The organism is Pseudomonas morbosilactucae, assembly GCF_023241715.1.
In the GTDB taxonomy this organism is placed as follows: domain Bacteria; phylum Pseudomonadota; class Gammaproteobacteria; order Pseudomonadales; family Pseudomonadaceae; genus Aquipseudomonas; species Aquipseudomonas morbosilactucae.
This window is the reverse complement of the sequence record NZ_JALQCW010000039.1, coordinates 15643-36525: the sequence shown is the minus strand read 5'-3', so window position 1 is coordinate 36525 and position 20883 is coordinate 15643. Positions and strand designations below refer to the sequence as shown.

At 65.4% G+C, this 20883-nt stretch carries 21 protein-coding genes; 5 read left to right on the top strand and 16 right to left on the bottom strand.

Translation table 11 applies throughout. The features are described from left to right. Positions 1-31: 31 nt before the first annotated feature. The 15 genes from M1B34_RS16945 to M1B34_RS16875 all read right to left on the bottom strand — a co-directional run bounded on the left by M1B34_RS16945 (position 32) and on the right by M1B34_RS16875 (position 13326). Entirely contained in the window at positions 32-466 is a 435-nt protein-coding gene (locus tag M1B34_RS16945) for a YbaN family protein (RefSeq protein WP_123333603.1), read from the bottom strand. A gap of 87 nt (positions 467-553) precedes the next feature. Beyond that, positions 554-1027 carry a hypothetical protein gene (locus tag M1B34_RS16940; RefSeq protein ID WP_268260905.1) on the bottom strand — a complete coding sequence of 158 codons (474 nt, stop codon included), beginning with the start codon at positions 1025-1027 and terminating at the stop codon, positions 554-556. Between the two features lie 124 nt (positions 1028-1151). After that, a complete protein-coding gene (locus M1B34_RS16935; protein ID WP_123333600.1) occupies positions 1152-1697 on the bottom strand; it encodes a TadE/TadG family type IV pilus assembly protein in 546 nt (181 codons plus the stop codon). 9 nt (positions 1698-1706) lie between these two features. After that, a complete protein-coding gene (locus M1B34_RS16930) occupies positions 1707-2570 on the bottom strand; it encodes a tetratricopeptide repeat protein (protein WP_123333598.1) in 864 nt (287 codons plus the stop codon). A 34-nt stretch (positions 2571-2604) separates the two neighbouring features. Continuing rightward, positions 2605-3564, bottom strand: a complete 960-nt coding sequence (locus tag M1B34_RS16925) for a type II secretion system F family protein (RefSeq protein WP_123333596.1) — start codon at positions 3562-3564, stop codon at positions 2605-2607. Continuing rightward, positions 3561-4562: a type II secretion system F family protein gene (locus tag M1B34_RS16920; protein ID WP_221178425.1), complete on the bottom strand. Its 1002-nt coding sequence runs from the start codon at positions 4560-4562 to the stop codon at positions 3561-3563. The genes M1B34_RS16925 and M1B34_RS16920 overlap by 4 nt, the downstream gene beginning before the upstream one ends. Continuing rightward, on the bottom strand, positions 4562-5926 hold the full coding sequence (locus M1B34_RS16915; protein ID WP_123333594.1) for a TadA family conjugal transfer-associated ATPase: 1365 nt from the start codon (positions 5924-5926) through the stop codon (positions 4562-4564). Before M1B34_RS16915 ends, M1B34_RS16920 begins: the two co-directional genes overlap by 1 nt. Before the next feature lie 15 nt (positions 5927-5941). Beyond that, on the bottom strand, positions 5942-7174 hold the full coding sequence (locus M1B34_RS16910; RefSeq protein WP_268260900.1) for a CpaE/TadZ family protein: 1233 nt from the start codon (positions 7172-7174) through the stop codon (positions 5942-5944). A 17-nt stretch (positions 7175-7191) separates the two neighbouring features. Continuing rightward, a complete protein-coding gene (locus M1B34_RS16905) occupies positions 7192-7848 on the bottom strand; it encodes a CpaD family pilus assembly lipoprotein (protein ID WP_268260899.1) in 657 nt (218 codons plus the stop codon). 17 nt (positions 7849-7865) lie between these two features. Further along, a complete protein-coding gene (locus M1B34_RS16900) occupies positions 7866-9374 on the bottom strand; it encodes a type II and III secretion system protein family protein (protein WP_268260898.1) in 1509 nt (502 codons plus the stop codon). Between the two features lie 65 nt (positions 9375-9439). After that, a complete protein-coding gene (cpaB, locus tag M1B34_RS16895; RefSeq protein WP_268265697.1) occupies positions 9440-10345 on the bottom strand; it encodes a Flp pilus assembly protein CpaB in 906 nt (301 codons plus the stop codon). Positions 10346-10360: 15 nt separating this feature from the next. Further along, the gene (locus M1B34_RS16890; protein WP_268260897.1) at positions 10361-10921 is read right to left on the bottom strand and encodes an A24 family peptidase; all 561 of its coding nucleotides are present in this window, start codon (positions 10919-10921) and stop codon (positions 10361-10363) included. 23 nt (positions 10922-10944) lie between these two features. Beyond that, positions 10945-11145 (bottom strand): Flp family type IVb pilin, encoded by a 201-nt coding sequence (locus M1B34_RS16885; RefSeq protein WP_123333582.1) that lies wholly within the window; start codon positions 11143-11145, stop codon positions 10945-10947. A gap of 137 nt (positions 11146-11282) precedes the next feature. Beyond that, positions 11283-12674: a sensor histidine kinase gene (locus M1B34_RS16880; RefSeq protein WP_123333580.1), complete on the bottom strand. Its 1392-nt coding sequence runs from the start codon at positions 12672-12674 to the stop codon at positions 11283-11285. Continuing rightward, entirely contained in the window at positions 12661-13326 is a 666-nt protein-coding gene (locus M1B34_RS16875) for a response regulator transcription factor (RefSeq protein WP_123333578.1), read from the bottom strand. The genes M1B34_RS16880 and M1B34_RS16875 overlap by 14 nt, the downstream gene beginning before the upstream one ends. Positions 13327-13774: 448 nt before the next feature. Between M1B34_RS16875 and M1B34_RS16870 the strand changes: the two genes are divergently transcribed. Continuing rightward, positions 13775-14833: an aromatic ring-hydroxylating oxygenase subunit alpha gene (locus tag M1B34_RS16870; RefSeq protein ID WP_268265696.1), complete on the top strand. Its 1059-nt coding sequence runs from the start codon at positions 13775-13777 to the stop codon at positions 14831-14833. Positions 14834-14919: 86 nt separating this feature from the next. Next, entirely contained in the window at positions 14920-15870 is a 951-nt protein-coding gene (locus M1B34_RS16865) for a PDR/VanB family oxidoreductase (protein ID WP_268265695.1), read from the top strand. A gap of 27 nt (positions 15871-15897) precedes the next feature. Here M1B34_RS16865 and M1B34_RS16860 read toward each other — a convergent pair whose 3' ends face one another. Beyond that, the gene (locus tag M1B34_RS16860) at positions 15898-16611 is read right to left on the bottom strand and encodes a GntR family transcriptional regulator (protein ID WP_268265694.1); all 714 of its coding nucleotides are present in this window, start codon (positions 16609-16611) and stop codon (positions 15898-15900) included. Positions 16612-16921: 310 nt separating this feature from the next. Here M1B34_RS16860 and M1B34_RS16855 point away from each other — a divergent pair, with 310 nt between their 5' ends. The 3 genes from M1B34_RS16855 (at position 16922) to M1B34_RS16845 (ending at position 20859) form a co-directional block, all read left to right on the top strand. After that, positions 16922-17431, top strand: coding sequence for a sigma-70 family RNA polymerase sigma factor (locus tag M1B34_RS16855; RefSeq protein ID WP_268265693.1), 510 nt, complete (start codon positions 16922-16924; stop codon positions 17429-17431). Then, the gene (locus M1B34_RS16850) at positions 17428-18378 is read left to right on the top strand and encodes a FecR domain-containing protein (protein ID WP_123333568.1); all 951 of its coding nucleotides are present in this window, start codon (positions 17428-17430) and stop codon (positions 18376-18378) included. Before M1B34_RS16855 ends, M1B34_RS16850 begins: the two co-directional genes overlap by 4 nt. A gap of 69 nt (positions 18379-18447) precedes the next feature. Next, on the top strand, positions 18448-20859 hold the full coding sequence (locus M1B34_RS16845; protein ID WP_268265692.1) for a TonB-dependent receptor: 2412 nt from the start codon (positions 18448-18450) through the stop codon (positions 20857-20859). The last annotated feature ends 24 nt before the right edge of the window (positions 20860-20883 follow it).

Below are 20883 nucleotides of genomic sequence, written 5' to 3'. Positions count from 1 at the left end.
TCGCCGGTTCATTAAGAATGCTTAATACGCCTCAGCAGCCGGCCCGGCGCTCCGGGCGCGACCAGATCCAGCCCGCACCCACCGCCATGCCGCTGCCGGCCAGGAGCAACAGCCACAAAGGCGGTGCGTGCCACAGCAGCAGGCCGAGGCACAGCAGCATGCTGAGGCTGGCGTAGAGTTTGTTCTTGCGCTCGATGACCCCGCCGTCGCGCCAGTTGCGCAGCAATGTGCCGAACACCCGGTGTTGCAGCAGCCAGCGATTCAGGCGCGGTGAACCGCGACTGGCGGCCCAGGCGCTGAGCAGGATGAATTCGGTGGTGGGCAGCCCCGGGACGAACAGCCCGAGGATGCCGCAGCCCAGGCTGGCGTAGGCCAGCACGACATAGGCCAGGCGTTTCAGGCCGCGACTGGGGGCGGCGGGCAGGGGTTCGGCGGGGACAGGGGCAACCACGGGTTTGGCGGGCATGACAGGCTCTGGCGGCAACGGCGGCGAGGGTCCGCAGTAAAAGTCAGATGCCGCCCGCGCACCAGTTAAGAAGCCTTAATAAAGGCCTTAACCGGCGTCGTCCTTTTCTTCGGCCTCAATGCCGGCTTCCCGGGACAGCTGTTTATCCAGTTCGGGCTCGTCATAGAGCATGCGGCTGAAGGCCAGGGCCTCCATCTCTTTATCCATCAGCAAGGCGCTGCCCAGCAGCAGCGCGCTGCTGTTGCGGCACAGTTGCACGACGATCACCGAACGCTGGCTGACGCCGTCTTCGTCTTTGTCGGCGTCCTGGGTCTCTTCCTCGGGCAGGCCGCCGACGTACTGCCGGCCCTGGCTGTAGCTGGGACAGATGCCGGTGACGCTGCCCCGTTGCAGGGGCTTCCAGGTCATGCTGCGGTCCAGGGAGACCTTGCTGATGACCATCTCGTAGTCCCCCAGGACCTTGGGCGAAGCGGCCTGGCGCACCAGGGCGTCGAGGCCGTCGGCGTCCAGGGTCGGCTGGGCGGCCAGCACCGAGGCGACGTTGTGGGCCGACTGCTCCATGTAGCCCGGGCCTGACTGACGTTGTACAGGTCGGCGCTGACCAGGGCGGTGCCCACCAGCAGGGGCATGACCAGCGCCGTTTCCAGCAGGGCGTTGCCGCGTTGGCGGCGGGGCAGGTTGCGCATCAGGCGTCGTCCTCGCTGGGGTCTTCGCTGGGCAGGTTGCCGAGCAGGTGGCGGTATTGGTACTGGAAGCCGTTGCCCAGGCCGAACAGGGCTGGCAACGGGGTGATAAAGGTCTGGGTCAGGTCCACGGTCACGCTGAGGATCGGCGGCGACTTGAAACTCTGGGCTTGCTGCTCCTTCTCCGCGGGCGTGGCCTCTTTACGGTCCTGGCCGAACAGGTGCAGGTTGTCGAACGGCAGGACATCGATCTCCAGGTTGTCCTCGGTCAGAAAGCCGTAGCTGTACTCCAGCATGCGGGTCTCGATGTCGGCCTGCAGGAGGTCGGGACTCTTCTGGTAGAAGCTTTTTTCACGGCGAAAATCCTGCACCGCGTGTTCCAGGGCCAGGCTGCCGATACCGATCATCATGGCGATGCGCGCCAGCTCGAAAAGGATCATCACCGCGAACAGCAGCACCGGCAGGATGAACGCGGTTTCGGTGGCGGTGACGGCCTGCTGGTCGCGACACAGGCGACGCAGGGGTGAAAGGCTTGAAGTTGCGGGCATGGGCGGGGCTCAGTTGTGCTCGGCCAGGGCCAGCGGGCGCTGGCTGGCGGCCAGCAGCTCACTGGCCAGGGGCGCGCCGTTGGCAATGCGTTCACGGGTGGCCTGGAAGTCCCGCAGGATCGGCTCGGCGTAGCTCGGGTCGAGGGTTTGCAGGAGCACCCGGCGCGCGGTGTCGTCGTGGCCGTCGAGCACGTAGGCCAGGGCCAGGTTCAACTGCAGCGAGGCTTCGCGGTCTTCCCGGGGCTGGTTGAGCAGGCCGATGGCCCGGGCGCTGTCGCCGCTGGCCAGCCAGCTCAAGGCCAGGTTGTTGGTGGCGGCGGCATTGGCCGGGTCGATGGCCAGGGCTTTTTCAAAGGCTTCGCGGGCGGCCTGGTTCTGCCCCTGGATGTTCAGGGCAACCCCCAGGCCGTTCAGGTTCTGCGGGTTGTTCGGCTCGACGTCCAGGGCGCACTGGAAGTCCCGCGCGGCCAGTTCCGCGCCGCCCATGGCCAGGCGTGATCGGGCCAGGCCGCTGCACAGGGCCAGGCGCTGGGGGGCGGCCATGGCTTGCAGGTTGCCGCCCAGTTCTTCGCGGGCGCGGTTGTACAGGGCGAAGGTTTCCCGGGGCGAGCGGACCTGGGCCGCGACGCTGGCGAACTCAATCAGGTACACGCCCTTGAGTTGCTGACGCTGGTCCATGCGCTCGTAGATTTCATAGGCCCCGCTGAGGCGCCCGTTGTCCCGCAGGACCCGGGCCAGGCGCAGGGCTTCCTTGGCTTCTTTGCCGGTGAGGGCGGCAACGCCGTTGTCCGCTGGGCCGAGGGCCGGCAGGCTGCTGCAACCGCCGAGGGTGAGCAGGCCAAGCAAGAGCAGGGAGGGCAGGTAACGAGGCATGGTATTCGGGCTCCGAAAAAGGAAAAAAAGGGGGTCAACTGCCCAGCAGGCGGACAATCCGCACCATGGCCGGGGCGCCCATCATCGCGATGATCGGCGGCAGGATCAGGGTCATCAGCGGCACGCTGAGTTGGGCCGGCAGCTTGCCGGCCTTTTCTTCGAGATTGAGGATCAGGGTCTTGCGGCTTTCATCCGCGATGGTGCGCAGGGCCTGGGACAGGGGCGTACCGTAGCGCTCGGCCTGGATCAGGGTCGCGACCATGGTTTCAATGCTGCGCACCCCGGTGCGTTCGGCCAGGTTGAGCAGGGCCTTGGGGCGGTCGCTGAGGATCTGCAATTCGGCCTGGGTGTAGCGCAGCTCGTCGGCCATCTCCACGGCGGACAGGCTCATTTCCTTGGCCACCACTTGCAGCACCCGGCCCAGTGGCAGGCCGGCCTCGGCGCAGATCACCATCAGGTCGAGGGCGTCCGGCAGGCTACGGTCCAGGCGGCCGCCGCGCTTGGCGGCACGCACCTTGAGCCAGAGCTCCGGCAGGGTGGTGCCGACAAACAATGCGATCAGGCCGCCGGCAATGCCGTTGAGGCTCATGCGCGAACCCGGCTCCAGGACCCCGAACAGCACCCCCAGCAGCAACGACAGGCCCAGGGCGTACTTGCCGCTCATCAGCAGGCCGAGGGCTTCGCGGCTGCGAAAGCCGGCCATGGACAGCAGGCGCTGCAACTGCGCACGGTCGCTGGCGGTGCCGGCCAGGCCATTGCCCAGTTGGGCGATGGGCAGCAGCAGCGCTTGCAGGCGCGGCGAGAGTTGCAAGCCCTGGCCGCGGAGGATGTTGTCGTCGCCCTTGGCCTGGGCTTCGGCGGCGGGTTTGCCGCCCAGGCGCAGGGCCAGGCCCGCCGGGCGCTGGCGCTGGTACAGGCCGATCAGGGCTATGCCCAGGCCGCACAACAGCAGGCCGAGGGCGGCCTGGGCCAGGGGATCGTCCAGCAGGCTCATAGCACTCTCCTTACCATCAGGTGGGTGATCAGCAGGCCCAGAGTGACGCTGCCAAAGGCGTAGAACAGCACGCTGTTGCCGGTGGGATCGTTGAGCAGGAAGTGAAAGTCCTTGGGCGAGTTGAGGTACATGTAGCCCAGGGACAGCGGCACCAGGGCACCGACGATTTTCGCCGAGGCGCGGGCTTCCGAGGTCTTGGCCTGGATCTTCAGTTGCAGCTCGTGGCGCTCACGCAGGGTTGCGGACAAGCGGTCGAGGGTTTCCCCGAGGCGCCCACCGGCTTCCTGGTTGATGATCAGGATCACCGCGAAGAAGCGGTACTCGTTGAGCGGTACGCGCAGGGTCGAGTCCTGCATCACCTGGCGCAGCGGCACCCCCAGGCGCAGCCAGTTGTCGATCAGGGCGAACTCCACGGCCAGGGGCCCGGGAATGTTTTCCGCCACCAGGGTAAAGGCGTTACTGATGGGCACCCCGGCACGTGCGGTGCGGGTGATGGCATCGATGGCCTGGGGCAGGCTCAGCTTGAGCTCCTTGAGGTGCTTGGCCAGGGCACTGCGGTACAGCAGGTTGCCGATGCCGAAGAACGCCAGCAGACCGAACAGGCTGCCGAACAGCAACGGCATCGGCGTGTCGCGGCCCAGCAGCACGGCAATCATCAGGCTGGCCATGACCAGCAGGGTCAGGCGCATGCGCAGGGTCTTGTGCCAGCCCAGCACCCGCAGGTTGAGCCACAGACGGGCAAAGGCCGGGCCCACCAGCGGCAGCGTGCCCAGGGGCGGGTTTTCCAGTTGGCGCAGCACGTCCTGGGCGTCGCCCAGCGCGCCGCTCGGCTTGGCGCTGGTGGTGTCGCGGTTTTCCAGCAGGGTCTTGAGCTGGCTCATGCGCAGCGCCGTGTCCTGCTCGCGTCGGCGCCGGCCGTTGAGGCTGCGGGCGATGAAGAACACCAGCAGCACCAGGGCAAACACCAGCAGGGTGAACAGATCGAGAAGGGCGTCCATCAGTGCTGCCCTTCGAACAGGTGAGCGTGGCTGGTGTAGAACTGCGGGCGCTGGCCGCTGGCGACGAACTGGCCGATCAGGTGGCCCTTGGCGTCGACGCTGCTGGTCTTGAAACCGAACAGTTCCTGGGTCTGGATCACGTCGTTTTCCATGCCGCAGATCTCGGTGATGGAGACCACGCGCCGGGCGCCGTCACGCATCCGCTCGATCTGCACGATGAGGTTCACCGCACTGGCGATCTGTCGGCGGATGGCTTCCAGGGGCAGTTGCATGCTGGCCATCATCACCATGTTCTCCATCCGCATGATGGCGTCACGCGGGGTGTTGGAGTGCACGGTGCACAGGGAGCCGTCGTGGCCGGTGTTCATGGCCTGGAGCATGTCGAAGCTTTCACCGCCCCGCACCTCGCCGAGGATGATGCGGTCCGGGCGCATCCGCAGGGCGTTGCGCACCAGGTCGCGCTGGTCGACCTTGCCGGTGCCTTCGGCGCTGACGGGGCGGGTTTCCAGGCGTACCACGTGGACTTGTTGCAGTTGCAGTTCGGCGGCGTCTTCGATGGTGATGATGCGGTCGGCGTCGCTGATCTTTTGCGACAGGGCGTTGAGCAGGGTGGTCTTGCCCGCGCCGGTGCCGCCGGACACGATGATGTTGAGCTTGGCCAGCATGGCCCGTTGCAGCACCTCGGCCATTTCCATGGACATGGCCCCGCGCTCGGCGAGGATTTCCAGGGACATGTTGCGGCGCATGAACTTACGGATCGAGATGGTGGTGCCGTCGATGGCCAGCGGGTAGGTGATGACGTTGACCCGGCTGCCGTCGGCCAGGCGCGCATCGACCATCGGGTGGCTTTCGTCGATGCGCCGGCCCACGGCCGCTGCAATGCGCTGGGCGGTGTTGAACACATGCTCTTCATCGATAAAGGTGATCGGCGACAGCTCCAGCTTGCCGAAGCGCTCGACGAACACCTGTCCGGCACCATTGACCAGGATGTCGTTCACCGAGTCGTCGGCCAACAGCGGCTGGATCGGCCCGATGCCGACCATTTCGTTGAGCATCTCCTCGGCGATGCTTTCTTCTTCCTGGCGCGACAGCTGCAGGCGGCTGTCGTCGCAGATGCGGCGGATCACCGACTCGATCTGTATCCGCAGTTTGTCGCGGCCCAGGCTGGCGGCTTTCAGCGGGTCGATCTGATCGTACAGCTGGCTGCGGATCAGCCGCCGATTGTGCGCGGCGGCGGGGTCCATGGCCTTGCTCGTCGGGTTGCGCTGGACGCTGGTGGCGCGCACTTCCTGCTGGCTTGGGGCTTGTGCCGCCGGGCTTGGCGCGGGCCGTGCCTGGGGCTTTTTCGGTTGACGGATGAGCATGCTGGTTTCCTTGACTCAGGCCGCTGAACGGCTGCGCCCCAGGGCGTGCTTCAAGCGGTTGATGATGCTCAGGGGCGCGGTGCCCCGCTTGTCGGGCTGGCGCCCGCAGGCCAGGTCGGCCAGCTCCAGCAGGGCGACCTGGAACCCCGGCGTGCTGTCCAGGCGCAAGGGCCCGCGCAGCAGGCTCTGGCTCAAGGCGTTGCCCGCATGGGGCAGGACCAGGTCGAAGGGGCGGCCGACGAAATCTTCGAATTGCCGACGCTCGACGATGCCGGCCTGGGGCTGACGCGACGGGTTGGCCACCAGCAGCAATTGCTGGCCGGAACTCTCGTCGCCGATCTCCCGCAGCAGGCGCAGGGTGTTGCGCGCGTCCTGCACGTTGAGGTCGGTGAGGATGATCCGCGTCTGGGCATTGGCCAGCACTTCCAGGGCACCTTGCGGGCGCCCGGCGGGCAAGTCCCAGAGCACCTGGTTGAACATGTGGCAGAGGTTGCCCCCCAGGTTCAGCAACTGCTCGATGGACAGTTCCGGCTGGGCGTGCAGTTGGGCTTCCTGGGCCAGCAGGAACAGGCGTTCGTTGATCTGGCCCATGGAGCGTTGCAGGAAGCGCGTGTCGATTTCCTCGCTGCCCAGCACCGCGGCCAGGCCGGCTTCGCCTTCGTAGCCCAGAAGCAAGGCCTGGTCGCCGTTGCCCCGGTCGAAGTCCACCACCGCGCAATGGGTGTGGCGCTGTTCCGAGAGCAGCCGGGCCAGGCCGCTGACCACGGTGCTGGTGCCGCTGCCGCCAGCGGCGCCGGTGACGGCGATGGTGCGCCCGGTGCGGGCAGGCATTTCCTGTTCGCTTCCGGCGGCACGGGTCAGGGTGTCGGCCAATTGATCCAGAGGCACGGGCTTGATCAGGTAGTCGAACAGGCCGTGGTGCAGCAGGGTGCGGTACAGGTTGACGTCCTGGCGGCTGCCCAGGGCGATGATCTGGCACGCCGGATCACAGCTCTGGTTGAGCTCATTGATGGCCTGCAAGGGCAGGGCTTCGCCGTCCAGATCCACCAGCAACAGCGCCGGCACCGGGTGCGTGCGGGTCCACTGGATGGCCGCGGCAATGCCACCGGGCAGGGCCCGTTCGGCCAGGTAGCCGAGGCGCGCCAGGTGCTCGCCGTAGAGTTTGGCTTGCTCGGCGGTGGAGGCGAACAGCATCAGTTCCGGCAGCTGGCCGGGGGTCTTCGACAGGGGTACCGAATGGTCGTTCATGGCGAGGCTCCCGGGGGTCAGTTTTTGCTGAAGTCGATGTCGAGCAGCTCGCGCGGCTCGTCGTCGTAGTAGCGGGTCACGCTGTTGACCGCGGCGGTGCCGTCGCCGCTGTCCAGGGCCTGGGCCCGGGTCAGGTCGCGTGGGTCGGCGACCATGCGCGCGATGTTGGCGCGGTTGGCGCAGCCCAGGGTGCCGGTGGCCTGGAACGGCTTGACCGTCCAGTTGCCGCCATCGGCGACCGCGCAGTCGGGCACGCTGACCACCATGGCTTCGGAGACCACCTGCAGGTCTTCGTTGTTGCCCCCGGCGGCGCTCAGTTGCACCGGCGCCAGGATCACCTGGTGGGCCGGGGTGCCGAGTTCCTGCAGCACACTGGCCAGGCGCCGGGCCAGGGTTTCCCCGGCGGGGGTGAAGGGGCGCAGGGTCAGGGTCTGGTTACGCAGGCGGCCCTGGCTGCGCAGCAAGGTGTTGAGGTTGGCCAGGGAGTCCGGGGTCAGGCTGCCACTGTCGCTGGCGTGCAACGCGGCCATCAGCGCCGAGGGCTTGACCACCGCGTCCTGGGCCTGGACGTAGGGGGCGAAACGGCTTTCGCGGAGGTTGTGCACCTGGTGGTCGCAGCCGCCGAGCAACAGGGTGGCGGCCAGCAGGGGCAGAAGGGGTTTGATCGCAGGCATGGGCATCTCTCCGTGACTCAGTACAGGTAGCCGGCGGATGCCTGGCTTGGCAGTTGGGTGTCCAGGGCGCGAATGCCGCGGCCTGGGACCTGCAAGTCGCCAGGGCTGGTGGGCTCGACCACGTAGGCGGTGGCGATGATCACCAGCTCGGTGTCGGCCTGATCGTTTTTCTCGGTCTCGAACAGGCGGCCCAGGCCGGGGATGTCCTTGAGCCCGGGAACCCCGCTGATGCTCTGGTTGATGTTGCTGCGCAGCATGCCGGCCAGGGCGAAACTCTGGCCGCTGGCCAGTTCCACGGTGGTGTCGGCGCGGCGCACTTTGAACGCCGGGATCACGTTGCCTTCCAGGGTCACGGCGCCCTCGTCGGAGAGGTCGCTGACTTCCGGGGCCACGTGCAGGCTGATGCGGTTGGGCGAGAGCAGGGTGGGGGTCATGCGCATGATGACCCCGTATTGCTTGTATTCGATGCTCACGTTGTTGTTGGTGATGATCACGATCGGCACCTCGCCGCCGGCGGCGAAACCGGCGGTCTCACCGGACATGGCGGTCAGGTTGGGTTCGGCCAGGACCGTGGCCAGGCCGTCTTCGGACAGCGCGGTGAGCAAGCCGGCGACGCTGGTCGAGCCCCGGGTATGGGAGCCGCCGGCCACCGCATTGGTGGCGGTGCGCAGCGGGGTGATGCCGGTGTTGGTGGCGGTGAACAGGCTGCTGGCATTGCTGAAGAAGTAGTTGTTGTTCTTCAGGGTGGCTTCCCAGTTCATGCCCAGTTCGCTGCTCAGGCTGCGGGACACCTCGACGATGCGCACGCTGATGTTGACCTGGGCCGAGAGCTCGACCTTGAGCTGGTTGATCACCCGTGGCGGAGGCGCGTCACCGCCGCCCGCACCGCCACCGCCGCCTCCCTGGCCGCCGTTCTTGTCGTCGCTGGAGCCCAGGTAGGCCTGGACGCTGCTGATCACTTGCTTGGCCTGTTGCGGGGTTCGCACCTGGCCACGCACGATCAGGCCGTTGCCCGAGGAGGGGCCGAACTCCACGTGGGCCCCGGGGATTTCGTTGTTGATCTGTTGGCTCAGGGCCGCCAGGTCATGGTTGGCCACCAGGCGGATCGCCACGATCACGTCGTCGTTGTCGTCGAGGGCGTACAGGGTGGTGGTGCCGGCGCCTTCGGCAAACAGGAACACGCTGCTGCTGGACGGCATCTGGAAGCTGGCGACCCGAGGATCGGCCACCAGCACCTTGGCGGCGGCACGGGGCAGTTGCAACAGGCGGCCTTGCTTGACCAGCAGCTGGATGTCTTCGGTCTCTTTGACCTGGGTCAGCTTGGCCGGCAGTTTCGGGCGTTTGACCGGCGGGCTGTAGAACTCCGCTTCCGGGGTGGGGGCCACGTCTTCATGGACCGGGCCAATGATTTGGTCTTCGGGGTAATCCTGGACGGGTTCTTCAGCAAGGGCGATCAGCGGCCAGGCCGTACTGGCGCTCAGGGCGCACGCCAGCGTCAACGCCGGAGTCTTCGAGGCGAACTTCATTGTGTTGGGTTCCGAGTGGGCGAGTGCGGCCAGTTCTGTGCTGGCGGTGAATAGGGGTGAAAGCGTTACTGTTTGACCTTGACCACTTGCACATCCTTGCCTTGGTAGGTGTGTACCGGTCGGCCCAAGGAGTTGTAGATGCTGGTGGCGTCATGCAGGGTGGTGGCCTGGCGATTGCCATCCAGGGGGTGACCGCTGCTGGGTTCGGCCAGGCCGCGCAACACCAGTTGCAAGGTGCCGATCTCGCGGGCGACGGCCAGGCGTTCAGCCTGTTGCGGCGGCACTTCGAGGGTCACGGTTTCGTAGAACTCGTTATCGCGGCGCTGCTTCTTTTTCGCCGCCTGGTCAGCGGCGCTTTCGCGCAGGCGCAAGTCACTGCGGGCCACGTTGTTCAAGGCCAGCACCCGCACATCACGGAGCAAGGTCTGGGAGGCCACCGGCGGCAAGCTGCCGGACGCCACGCCGCCGCGGTTTTCTTCCTGGGAGCGGTTGAGGCTGAGGATCACATCGACCCGGTCGCCGGCGGACACCAGGCCGGAGTTGCTGGCCACGGCGTTGGTCGGCACGGCGATGGCGCGCATGCCGGGCTTGAGCACCGCGGCGACGAAACCGGGTTCGCCGGCGTGCACCACCAGGTTGTTGAGTAAGGGCTGGCCCTGGGCGATGGGCTGGCGCACGGTGGCACCGAGCACCAGGTCCACGCTGTCCTGGTCCCGCAGGAAGTACAGCAGCGGCGAATGCTGGGTGTCGACCTCAAGCCACTGCACGGCGCTGTAGTCGAGGAATTCGCCAGGCTTGAGGTCTCGCGAGGTCACCAGGATCGCCTGCTTGGGCGGGGTGACTTCGACGGGCGGCGCGACCTGCACCACCACCGGGGCCGGCGGCGTGGCCAGCAGGGCCCGGGCCAGCAGCGCGGCACCGCCGGCCACTACCAGGGCACCGGCGAGCAGAAGAATGGAAGGGGTTTTCATGGGGTCGGCCCTGGGTCAGGAGTGAATAGGGAAGAGCAGGGTGTAGAAGGCGCCGCTGGCGATGGCCAGGCCGTAGGGAATGCCTTGTGGGCGCTCCGCTGTCAGCACGGTGGGCACTGGAATGTTCAGCCGCGGGTAGCGCAGGCCGAGTTTCAACCAGCCCTGGGCGCAGGCGTTTTCCACCAGGGTCAGGGCGGGCAGCGCCAGGGCCAGCATGCCGCCGGCCAGGGCGGTGACGATCAGGAACGCCATCAGGTCGTCGCAGTCGATCCACAGGCACATCACGGCCATCAGCTTGACGTCGCCGGCACCGACCCGGCCCAGGCTGAACAGGCCGTAGCCCACCAGTAGCACCAGCACGGCGCCAGTCAGGGAACCGGACACTTCATGGACAATCTGCCCCTGCTGCAACGCCGCCCAAGGGCCCTGGCCCAGCAGCGCCATCAGCGGCAATGCCAGCCACAGCGCGATCAGGGTCAGGATCAGGGTGTTGTGAATGCGCCGGTACAGCAGGTCGCTGCAGATGACCCAGCTCAGGGCAGGCACCAGCACGAGCATGGCGAGGGTCGAAGGCATGACTGATCTCCGCCGTGCTGCGCTTACTTGGTGCTGCCGGGGTTGTTGGTGTTGGTGATCTGGTCGGCGATGGTGGCGAAGCGTTCCTTGAGGGCAGTCACGAACACCCCTTCAGAGCCGAAGATCACGCCGATAGCAGCGGCCATGGCGGCAGCGAGAATGCCGTATTCGATGGCGGTCACGCCGCTTTCGTCGGCAAGGAAGGCTTTAAGACGGTTGGCCATGGGGGGGCTCCTGAAGGGTGGAACACTATGAAAAACCGGAAGGAAAAGGCCCTTCCGGCGGGTGGTGATATTAAGATTTATTCTCAATTGGCAAGCAACAACGGGATTATTAAGAATGCTTAAGGAACGACGCACGTTCAGGCTCTGGGGCGGTCCTTGAGCTGGATGATCGCGCTGAGCCCGGGGTGGTTGTCTTCCAGCATCAACTGCCCGCCGTGCAGCTCGGCAATGGCCTGGATCATGGTCAGGCCCAGGCCGTTGCCGGGGGTGTTGCCGCTGGTGTCCAGGCGCTGGAAACGCTCGATGGCCTTGGCACTGAGCTGGGCCGGAATCCCGGCGCCGCGGTCTTCCACGGCGAGGTAGCTGAAGCCCTGGCGGTTGTAGGCCCGCAGGGTGATCGGCAAGCCAGCGGGGGCGTACTTCAAGGCGTTGTCGATCAGGTTGGCCAGGGCCTGGAACAGCAGCGCCTTGTCACCGTAGAGCCAGCAATCCTGGCGGGCGCTGATCCGCAGTTCACAGTGCCGCTCCTCAGCCAGGGGCAGGTAGTACTCGATGATGTCTTCCAGCAGGGTGTGGGCCTGGATCGCCTCGAACTGGTAGGCCAGGCGCCCGGTCTCGACTTCGGCCACGCGCATCACTGCGCGGAACAGGTTCTGGATGCGTTCACTGTCTTGCACCGCCCGCAGCAATTCATCCCGGGCATCGCCGTCGACCATGTCCACCGCATTCAGCAGGCGGCTTTGCAGGCGGGTCAGCGGGGTGCGCAGTTCGTGGGCGATGTGGGTGCTGATGTTCTTCACCTCGTCCATCAGCTTGTTGATGCGTTGCAGGCCCTGGTTGATCTCGATGCCCAATTGGTCGAACTCGTCGCCGTGCAAGGCGTAGGGCACGCGCACGCTGTGGTCGCCGCTGGAATAGCGCACCAGGGCATCGCGGATGCTGTTGATGCGGTACAGGTTGCGCAGGCTGAAGGGCAGGCTGATCAGCACAATGGACAGTAGGATCACCAGCAGCCCGGCGCCGGCGATCAGCGGGATCATCCGCGTCCGTTCGAGCATGGGGCGCAGGTCGTAGGCGCTGAAGTACTGGCCGCCACCGGGCAGCGGCATCAACAGGCCAAGGATCTCCGATTCGCGACCCTTGGCGCTGCGCAGGGTGCCGTGGCGCCAGTTGGTGTTGCACGGTGCCGGGCAGTCGACCTGGGGCAGCAGCAGGGCATCGCCAAACAGGGCATTGCCGCGCTCGTCGAAGACGATGGAGTGACGGTCCTTGCGCACCTCCAGGGGCTGGCCGTCGCGCAGGGCCCTGGCAGCGGCTGCGGCGTCATTCAGGCGGCCGTGGAATTGCTGGGTGCGCACGTCGGTGAGGATCATGTCCCGTACATGGCTGCGCATCACCACCGCCAGCAGTTGGTTGCTGAGGATGATCGAGGCCAGGGCCACCAACAGGCAGATAAAGGCAATGGTGGTGGCTTGGCGGAAGTTGCTGGTGTTGAGCAGGTGTTTGAGGTTGCGATCAGCCAAATACATAACCGATCGCCCGCACGGTCCGAATCATCGCGCGCTCGAAACCCTTGTCGAGCTTGTTGCGCAGCTTGGACAGGTGAACGTCGATCAGGTTGGTCTGCGGGTCGAAGTGATAACCCCAGACTTTCTCCAGCAGCATGCCCCGGGTCACGGTCTGGCCGACGTGCTCGGCCAGTACCTGGAGCAGCTTGAATTCCTTGTCGGTGAGGTCGATGCGGCGCCCGGCGCGGGTCACTTCGCGGCGGGCCAGGTCGATCTGCATGTCCTCGACCTGGATCCGTTCCTCCTGGGCGGTCTGGTTGTGTCGGCGCGCCAGTAACTCCAGGCGCAGCAACAGCTCGGTGAAATCGAAAGGCTTGCCCAGGTAGTCGTCGGCTCCGGCGCGCAACCCCTCGACCCGGTCGCTGGACTGGTCGTTGGCGGACAGGATGAGGATCGGCGGATGGGCCTGGCCATTCAGGCGGTTGAGCACTTCGATGCCATCCATGCGCGGCAGGATGCGGTCGAGGATGACCACATCGAAGGCTTCGTCCTTGAGGATTTGCAGGGCACCTTCGCCATTGTCCACCAGGCGGCAATTATGCCCGCAGGCATGCAGCTTGCTTCCTAGCCAATGGCTGACCGAGTTGTCATCTTCGACCACCAGAACACGCATAAAGAACTCCTTTCTAGTGTGGGGAGAGGCAGGGGGAGGGCGTTTCTTGTACCAAGCATCGGGGGGATGCAGGGGTTAAGAATTATTAATTTAAGAAGATTGATAATCATTATCAGTTGGGTTTGGTTCCCGAGTAAATGATTTTTTTTGCCGGGGGATGGCGATGGGGGCGCTCTAGGTGGCGGCTTGACGTGTGCCTGCTTAAGCCCAGGTACGGCTCGATGCACGTGCTGCGCCTGGCAAGCGCTGGTTTTTCAGGGCGCGCAATGGGGGTTGCAGGGGGCTTTTAGCGAGTCGGAAGGCGCTTGCTGTGGATCCATTGGCTCGGTACTAGTGGAACCATTGGCTGTTATTTGTCAGATTTGTGCGCATTAATATTGACTTGATCCAGCGCATAAACATTTAATGGATCCATTAAATAAAAACAACAGTCGCCTGGAGAGTCCTCATGTATCCAAAGAACACCTGGTATGTCGCCTGCACCCCCGATGAAATTGCCGATAAGCCCTTGGGGCGGCAGATCTGTGGCGAGAAAATGGTTTTTTACCGCGGGCTGGAAGGCAAGGTCGCCGCGGTCGAGGACTTCTGCCCCCATCGCGGCGCACCGCTGTCCCTGGGCTATGTGGAAAACGGCAACCTGGTGTGCGGCTATCACGGCCTGGTCATGGGCTGCGACGGCAAGACCGTGGAAATGCCCGGCCAGCGGGTGCGGGGTTTTCCCTGCAACAAGACCTACGCGGTGGTGGAGCGCTACGGCTTTATCTGGGTTTGGCCAGGCGAACAGCAGCAGGCCGACCCGGCGCTGATCCACCACCTGGAATGGGCGGTCAGCGATGAGTGGGCCTATGGCGGCGGGCTGTTCCACATCGCCTGTGACTACCGCTTGATGATCGACAACCTGATGGACCTGACCCACGAAACCTATGTGCACGCCTCGAGCATCGGGCAGAAGGAAATCGACGAGGCCGCGCCCAAGACCACGGTCGAAGGCGACGAGGTGGTCACGGCCCGGCACATGGAAAACATCATGGCCCCGCCGTTCTGGCGCATGGCCCTGCGCGGCAACAACTTGGCCGATGACGTGCCAGTGGATCGCTGGCAGATCTGCCGCTTCACCCCGCCCAGCCACGTGCTGATCGAAGTCGGTGTGGCCCATGCCGGCAAAGGCGGTTACCACGCCGAGCCGCAGCACAAGGCGGCGAGCATCGTGGTGGACTTCATCACCCCGGAAACCGAGACCTCGATCTGGTACTTCTGGGGCATGGCGCGCAACTTCAACCCCCAGGACGAAACGCTGACCGCAACCATCCGCGAAGGCCAGGGCAAGATTTTCAGCGAAGACCTGGAGATGCTCGAGCGCCAGCAGCAGAACCTCTTGGCCCACCCCGAACGCAACCTGCTCAAGCTCAACATCGATGCCGGCGGCGTGCAGTCGCGACGGGTGCTGGAGCGCTTGATCGCCGAGGAGCAGGCACCGCCATCGCCGTTGATCGCCAGCGCCCATTAGTCGTCCGGCAAGCCTTTGCCGTGCGCGATTTTTACCCCCACAAGCAGAAGTGACCGCCCCAGGCGGCAACACTCAAAGGACCGACCATGATCGAAGTAACGGTGCTCGCCCGCCATCACGAAGCCCAGGACATTTGCAGCTACGAGCTGGCCCGTGTCGATGAGCGCCCCTTGCCCGCTTTCAGCGCCGGGGCCCATATCGACGTGCACCTGCCCGGTGGCCTGGTCCGCCAATATTCCCTGTGCAACCACCCTGAAGAGCGCCATCGCTACCTGATTGGCGTGCTCAAGGACCCGGCGTCGCGGGGCGGCTCCCAGGCCATGCATGAGTTGATCAAGCCGGGTGACCGCTTGCACATCAGCGAACCGCGCAACCTGTTTCCCCTGGCCCACGAGGCCCGGCGTAGCCTGCTGTTTGCCGGTGGCATCGGCATTACGCCGATCCTCTGCATGGCCGAGCGCCTGGCCCACAGCGGTGCGGATTTCGAGCTGCATTACTGTGCCCGCAGCGAAGCACGGGCGGCCTTTGTCCAGCGCCTACGCCAGTCGCCATTTGCCGATCGGGTGTTCCTGCATTTCGATGAGCTGCCGCAGACCGCACTGGATACCGCCCGGGTGCTGGCCGAGCCTGGGGAGGACCTGCACCTGTACGTCTGCGGCCCCGGGGGCTTTATGCAGCACGTGTTGGACAGTGCCCAGGCCCAGGGCTGGAAGGACGCCAACCTGCACCGGGAATACTTCGCCGCTGCGCCCGTGGATACTCGCGACGACGGCAGTTTTTCGGTCAAGCTCGGCAGCAGTGGCCAGGTGTTTGAAGTGCCGGCCGATCGCAGTGTGATCCAGGTTTTGCAAAGCCACGGTATCGAGGTGCCGATGTCCTGTGAGCAGGGGATTTGCGGCACCTGCCTGACTCGGGTGCTGGAGGGCGTGCCGGAGCATCGTGACCTGTTCCTGACCGAGGACGAACAGGCCGCCAACGACCAGTTCACGCCCTGCTGCTCACGTTCGAAAACCCCGATGCTGGTGCTGGATATCTGAAGCCCGGGCTGGCCTGAGGGGCTCGGGTTATTCCGAGGGCAGGATGACCTTCATGCGCTCATTGGCCAGGGCCGAGCCGAAGATTTCGGCGTAGCGCAAGGTGGCGTTGGCGTGCTCGCGCATGATGGCTTCGGCGCGGGCACCCTGGCGGTTGACCAGGGCATCGAACACCGAGTGATGCTGCATGTGGGCATAGTTGAAGCGCCGGTATTCCCGGGCCATGTCTTCGCGGTCCACGGCCAGGGCGGTGACCGAGGCAAAGGGCAGGTGATCGTTGCGGGCCAGGGCGTCGGCGATGGCTGGGTTATGGCTGCCGTCGACGATCACCTGGTGAAAACGCATATTGAGGTCGTGGTAGGCCTCCAGGTCTTCTTCGGTCACGTAGCCCTTGTCGAACAGGGCATCGCCCTGGATCAGGCAACGTTCGAGGATCGCCCGGCCTTCGCTGGACAAACCGCGCTCGGCGGTCTGCCGCGCCGCCAGGCCTTCCAACACGCCGCGCACTTCCACGGCGCCGGCAATGTCATCGGCGCTGACCGAGCGCACCTGGAACCCACGCCCGCCAAACCGCACCAGCAAGCCTTCCTGTTCCAGGGTGCGAAAGGCCATGCGCACCGGCATCCGTGACACGCCGAACAGTTCCGCGGTGGGGATCTCCATCAGGCGCTCGCCCGCCGCCAGTTCGCCCGAGGCGATCATCTTGCGCAGTGCGACCAGAACCGTTTGACCGGGCTTACTCATCCAGACAGCTTCCAGAACAGGTGGGCGGCCATGTTACCCCAAGGTTCGGCGCAACTGGACCTTCGGTAAGGGCGATTGCCGTCGAAGGTTTTGAACGCTGGTCAGCCGGCAGCATGGCGCGCCTATTTCGCCTCGGCCCGGGTGGGGCCATGGGCAGCGGCGGCCGGCTTCAGGGGGGAGGGCACAGGCCCGCCGAGCGAGTGACGCGCATAAATGAAGGGTGGGCCTGCGCGGAAAAGCCTTGGTGTCGCCAACGACATTAAATAGAATGAGTCTCATTTGAATTATTTCTTCCCCCCGAGCCCATGCCATGAATGACGCCGTGACGCCGCCGGAGCAATCCCTGCACGCCCTCTATCGCGATCATCGTGGCTGGCTGGAGTGCTGGCTGCGGCGGCGCATGGGCAACGCCTGGGATGCGGCGGACTTGAGCCAGGACACCTTCCTGCGGGTGCTGGCCAGCTCTCAGCAACTGACCGACCTGCGCGAACCCCGGGCCTATTTGCTGACGGTGGGCAAGCGCTTGCTCAGCACCTTCTACAGCCGTCGCAGCCTCGAACAGGCTTACCTCGAAGCCCTGGCCCGCTTGCCCGAGGCCAGTGTGCCGTCCCCCGAACAGCGCTGGTTGCTGCTGGAAACGCTGCAAGCCCTGGATGAAGTGCTCGATGGCTTGCCCCGACCCGTGCGTCGGGCGTTTCTCTGGAGCCAGCTGGAAGGTTTGGGTTACCAGCAGATTGCCGAGCGTTTGCAGGTCTCGGAGCGCACAGTCAAACGCTACATGGCCCAGGCCTATGAACACTGCCTGTTGGTGGAACTGTGAGCGCTACGGCGCCGTCGGCCCAGGCCCGGGAAGTGGCGCGGGCCGCCGCCCAGTGGCTGACGTTGGTGGAATCCGGCGAGGCTGACGCTGCAGACCTGGCCCGACTGCAACAGTGGCGCGAGGGCAGCAGCAGCCACGAGCAGGCCTGGCAGAAAGCCCAGTTGTTGCGCCAGCGCTTTGCCCAGTTGCCCTCGGACCTGGCGCTGGCCAGCCTCGACCGCCCTGACCCGCAGCGTCGGCAATTGCTCAAACGGGCCTTGGTGGTGTCGGCGCTGGTGCCGGGGACCTGGTTGCTGGCTCGGCAAATGCCCCTGGAAGCCTGGCGTGCCGATTTGCACACCGGCACCGGCGAGCGTCGGCAATTGCCCCTGGTCGATGGCAGCAGCCTGCAATTGAACACCGCCAGTGCGGTGGACGTGGACCTGGCAGCCCGGCGCCTGACCCTGATCCGTGGAGAGATGGCCCTCAAGGTGCCGGGCACCACGCCGTTGTTCCTCGACTCGCGTTATGGGCGCCTGAGCATCAGTCAGGCTGAAGTCTGCCTGCGCCTGGATGCCGATGACTGTCAGGTGGCAGTGGTCAGCGGCGTGGTGCAGGTGCAGCCGCTGCAGGGGCCGGCCTGGCCGCTGGAAGCCGGGCGCCAGGTGCGCTTGCGGGCCGCTGGAGCCGGGGCGGTGCAGCCGTTCGACAGCCAGCAGCCGGGTTGGCGTGAAGGGGTGTTGCTGGCCCAGAACCAGCCGTTGGCCGAATTTCTTCAAGAGTTGGGGCGTTATCGCCCCGGCGTGTTGCGTTGGGCGCCGGAGCTGGAAGCGCTGCGGGTGACTGGCAGTTTCCGCCTGGATGACACCGATCGGGTGTTGAACCTGCTGGCGGCCAGCCTGCCGCTGGAGGTGCAAGCGCGCACCCGATTCTGGATCACCCTGGTGCCGAAAAAAAATATCGGTTGAAGGCTGTCCCTTTTTTTCAAGTCGCTGGTCATTCCAGGTCAGTGAACCGAAAAACGAGAGCTTCTTCCCATGCCCGCAGTTCGTCCTAGTCGTTTACGCCCCTTGTTGCAGCTGAGCCTGATGCTGAGCCTGGGGACCAGTCCGTTATTCATGGCCAGCAGTTGGGCCGAGGAAGCGCCGCGGCGCAGCTACCAAGTGCCGGCTGGCAGCTTGAGCGCAGCCCTGACCCGTTTCGCCGGCTTGGCCGGGGTCAGCCTGTCGGTGGACCCGGCGCTGGTGAACGGTCGCAACAGTGCCGGGCTGTCCGGCGAGTTTGCGGTGGAGGAAGGTTTTGCCCGGTTGCTGCAGGGCTCGGGCCTGCAATTGCAGGCGGTGGGTGAGCAGGCTTACATGCTGATCCCGCAGCCGGAGCAGGGCGCGGCCTACCAGTTGCCGGCGACCTCGGTGGTGGGGGCCACCACCACTCAGGCAGACACCGCTTACGCTGGCGGTCAGGTCGCCCGGCGCGGTGCCCAGGGGCTGCTGGGCGAGCATGACTTTATGGACACGCCGTTCAACCTGACCTCCTACACCAGCACCACGGTGAAGAACCAGCAGGCCCGGACCTTGGGCGACCTGGTGGCCAGCGACCCGTCGGTGCGCACCACTAACCCGGCCGGTGGGCGTTTCGAGCAGTTCTCCATTCGCGGTTTCAGCCTGTTCAACAGTGACGTGTCCTACGGCGGTTTGTATGGGCTGCTGCCCACCTATGCCATCGACATGGAAATGGTCGAGCGGGTGGACATCCTCAAAGGGCCGGGTGCCTTGCTGGGTGGGTTGGCCCCCCGTGGCAGCGTCGGCGGCGGGATCAACCTGGAGCCCAAGCGCGCCGGTGACAAACCCCTGACCGAATTCACCGGCAGTTATGCTTCCGCTGGGCAGTTTGGTGGCGCGGTGGACATTGGCCGGCGCTTTGGCGACAACCAGCGTTTTGGCGTGCGCTTCAACGGCGTGCGCCAGTCGGGCGACACCGAGTGGGATCACCAGGAGGTCAAGCGCGAGCTGTCGGTGCTTGGCCTGGATCTGCGTGATGAACGCTTGCGCCTGTCCCTGGACGTGGGGCGCCAGGAGCGTCATGCCGACGCGCCGATCGAGCGGGTGGAGATGGCCTCTGGGGTGACCCAGATGCCCAAGGCCGAGGACATTCGCCACAACTTCGCCCAGCCCTGGACGTACTCCCATTCCAAGGACAGCTTCGGCGCGGTGCGCGGCGAGTACGACCTCAGCGATTCGTTGATGGTGTATGCCGCCGCCGGTGCGCGCAAAGGCAACTATGACTTCCTGCGGCACACGGTGGCGGCGGTGGACGCCCAGGGCAACTTCACGGTGACGCCGCGGACCTTCCGTCGCGACGAAGACGTCAAGACCGCCACGGTCGGTCTGCGCAGCTGGTTTCACACCGGGCCGGTGGGCCACGAGCTGAACCTCAGCCTGAACCGCTTCAACATGGACTTCGACAACGCCGGCGAGCGCTACCTGCGGGGCACTAGCAATCTCTATGACCCGGTGGTCCTGCCTTACCCAGGGACGCCTAACCGCATCGATACCAACACCCACACGGAAAACCGCTTCACCAGCCTGGCCCTGGCCGACACCCTGAGCTTTGCCGAGGACCGGGTATTGCTGACCCTCGGCGCGCGCCTGCAACGGGTGGCGGTGACCTCCTGGAGCGACGACGTGCGTGACGAGCCGGCCTATGACGAGCAGGCGTTGTCACCGGCCGTGGGGCTGGTGGTCAAGGTCACGGACCAGTGGTCGCTGTACAGCAACTACATGGAAGGCTTGAGCGAAGGGCAGACGGCGCCCACCAGCAGTTCGACGCTGACCAACGCGGGCGAGATCTTCCCGCCGACCCAGACCAAGCAAGTGGAAGTGGGCACCAAGTACGACCTGGGCAGTTTTGCCATCAGCGCGAGCCTGTTTCGTATCGAACAACCGTCCTACGTCACCACCAACAACACCTTCAAGCCCGATGGCGAGTTGCGTAACCAGGGCCTGGAACTGAACCTGTTCGGCGAGCCGACCCCCGGGGTGCGCCTGCTGGGCGGGGTCATGGTGCTGGACAGCGAGCAGACCAAAACGGCCAACGGCCAGTTTGATGGCAACCGTGGCACCGGTTCGCCGGTGCTCAATGCCAACCTGGGGGCGGAGTGGGACATCGACAGCCTGCAAGGCCTGACCTTGACCGCCCGGGCCATTCACACCGGTGCCCAGTACCTGGACGCGGCCAACCAGCAGAAAATCGACAACTGGGAACGCTACGACCTCGGTGCGCGCTACGCCTTCAAGCTGGATGAGACCGACATCACCCTGCGTGCCAGCGTGGAAAACGTGCTCAATACCACCTACTGGGCATCGGCTGCGACTTCGGCCGACAGCGCTGCCGGCCTGACCCTGTCGACCCCGCGCACCTGGCTGGTCTCGGCCACGGTGGGGTTCTAAGGCCAGGGCGCGCCGCCTGGAACG

Coding starts and splice junctions, on each gene's coding strand:
- M1B34_RS16945 (WP_123333603.1), bottom strand. CDS start 466: ATGCCCGCCAAACCCGTGGTTGCCCCTGTCCCCGCCGAACCCCTGCCC.
- M1B34_RS16940 (WP_268260905.1), bottom strand. CDS start 1,027: ATGGAGCAGTCGGCCCACAACGTCGCCTCGGTGCTGGCCGCCCAGCCG.
- M1B34_RS16935 (WP_123333600.1), bottom strand. CDS start 1,697: ATGCCCGCAACTTCAAGCCTTTCACCCCTGCGTCGCCTGTGTCGCGAC.
- M1B34_RS16930 (WP_123333598.1), bottom strand. CDS start 2,570: ATGCCTCGTTACCTGCCCTCCCTGCTCTTGCTTGGCCTGCTCACCCTC.
- M1B34_RS16925 (WP_123333596.1), bottom strand. CDS start 3,564: ATGAGCCTGCTGGACGATCCCCTGGCCCAGGCCGCCCTCGGCCTGCTG.
- M1B34_RS16920 (WP_221178425.1), bottom strand. CDS start 4,562: ATGGACGCCCTTCTCGATCTGTTCACCCTGCTGGTGTTTGCCCTGGTG.
- M1B34_RS16915 (WP_123333594.1), bottom strand. CDS start 5,926: ATGCTCATCCGTCAACCGAAAAAGCCCCAGGCACGGCCCGCGCCAAGC.
- M1B34_RS16910 (WP_268260900.1), bottom strand. CDS start 7,174: ATGAACGACCATTCGGTACCCCTGTCGAAGACCCCCGGCCAGCTGCCG.
- M1B34_RS16905 (WP_268260899.1), bottom strand. CDS start 7,848: ATGCCTGCGATCAAACCCCTTCTGCCCCTGCTGGCCGCCACCCTGTTG.
- M1B34_RS16900 (WP_268260898.1), bottom strand. CDS start 9,374: ATGAAGTTCGCCTCGAAGACTCCGGCGTTGACGCTGGCGTGCGCCCTG.
- cpaB (WP_268265697.1), bottom strand. CDS start 10,345: ATGAAAACCCCTTCCATTCTTCTGCTCGCCGGTGCCCTGGTAGTGGCC.
- M1B34_RS16890 (WP_268260897.1), bottom strand. CDS start 10,921: ATGCCTTCGACCCTCGCCATGCTCGTGCTGGTGCCTGCCCTGAGCTGG.
- M1B34_RS16885 (WP_123333582.1), bottom strand. CDS start 11,145: ATGGCCAACCGTCTTAAAGCCTTCCTTGCCGACGAAAGCGGCGTGACC.
- M1B34_RS16880 (WP_123333580.1), bottom strand. CDS start 12,674: ATGTATTTGGCTGATCGCAACCTCAAACACCTGCTCAACACCAGCAAC.
- M1B34_RS16875 (WP_123333578.1), bottom strand. CDS start 13,326: ATGCGTGTTCTGGTGGTCGAAGATGACAACTCGGTCAGCCATTGGCTA.
- M1B34_RS16870 (WP_268265696.1), top strand. CDS start 13,775: ATGTATCCAAAGAACACCTGGTATGTCGCCTGCACCCCCGATGAAATT.
- M1B34_RS16865 (WP_268265695.1), top strand. CDS start 14,920: ATGATCGAAGTAACGGTGCTCGCCCGCCATCACGAAGCCCAGGACATT.
- M1B34_RS16860 (WP_268265694.1), bottom strand. CDS start 16,611: ATGAGTAAGCCCGGTCAAACGGTTCTGGTCGCACTGCGCAAGATGATC.
- M1B34_RS16855 (WP_268265693.1), top strand. CDS start 16,922: ATGAATGACGCCGTGACGCCGCCGGAGCAATCCCTGCACGCCCTCTAT.
- M1B34_RS16845 (WP_268265692.1), top strand. CDS start 18,448: ATGCCCGCAGTTCGTCCTAGTCGTTTACGCCCCTTGTTGCAGCTGAGC.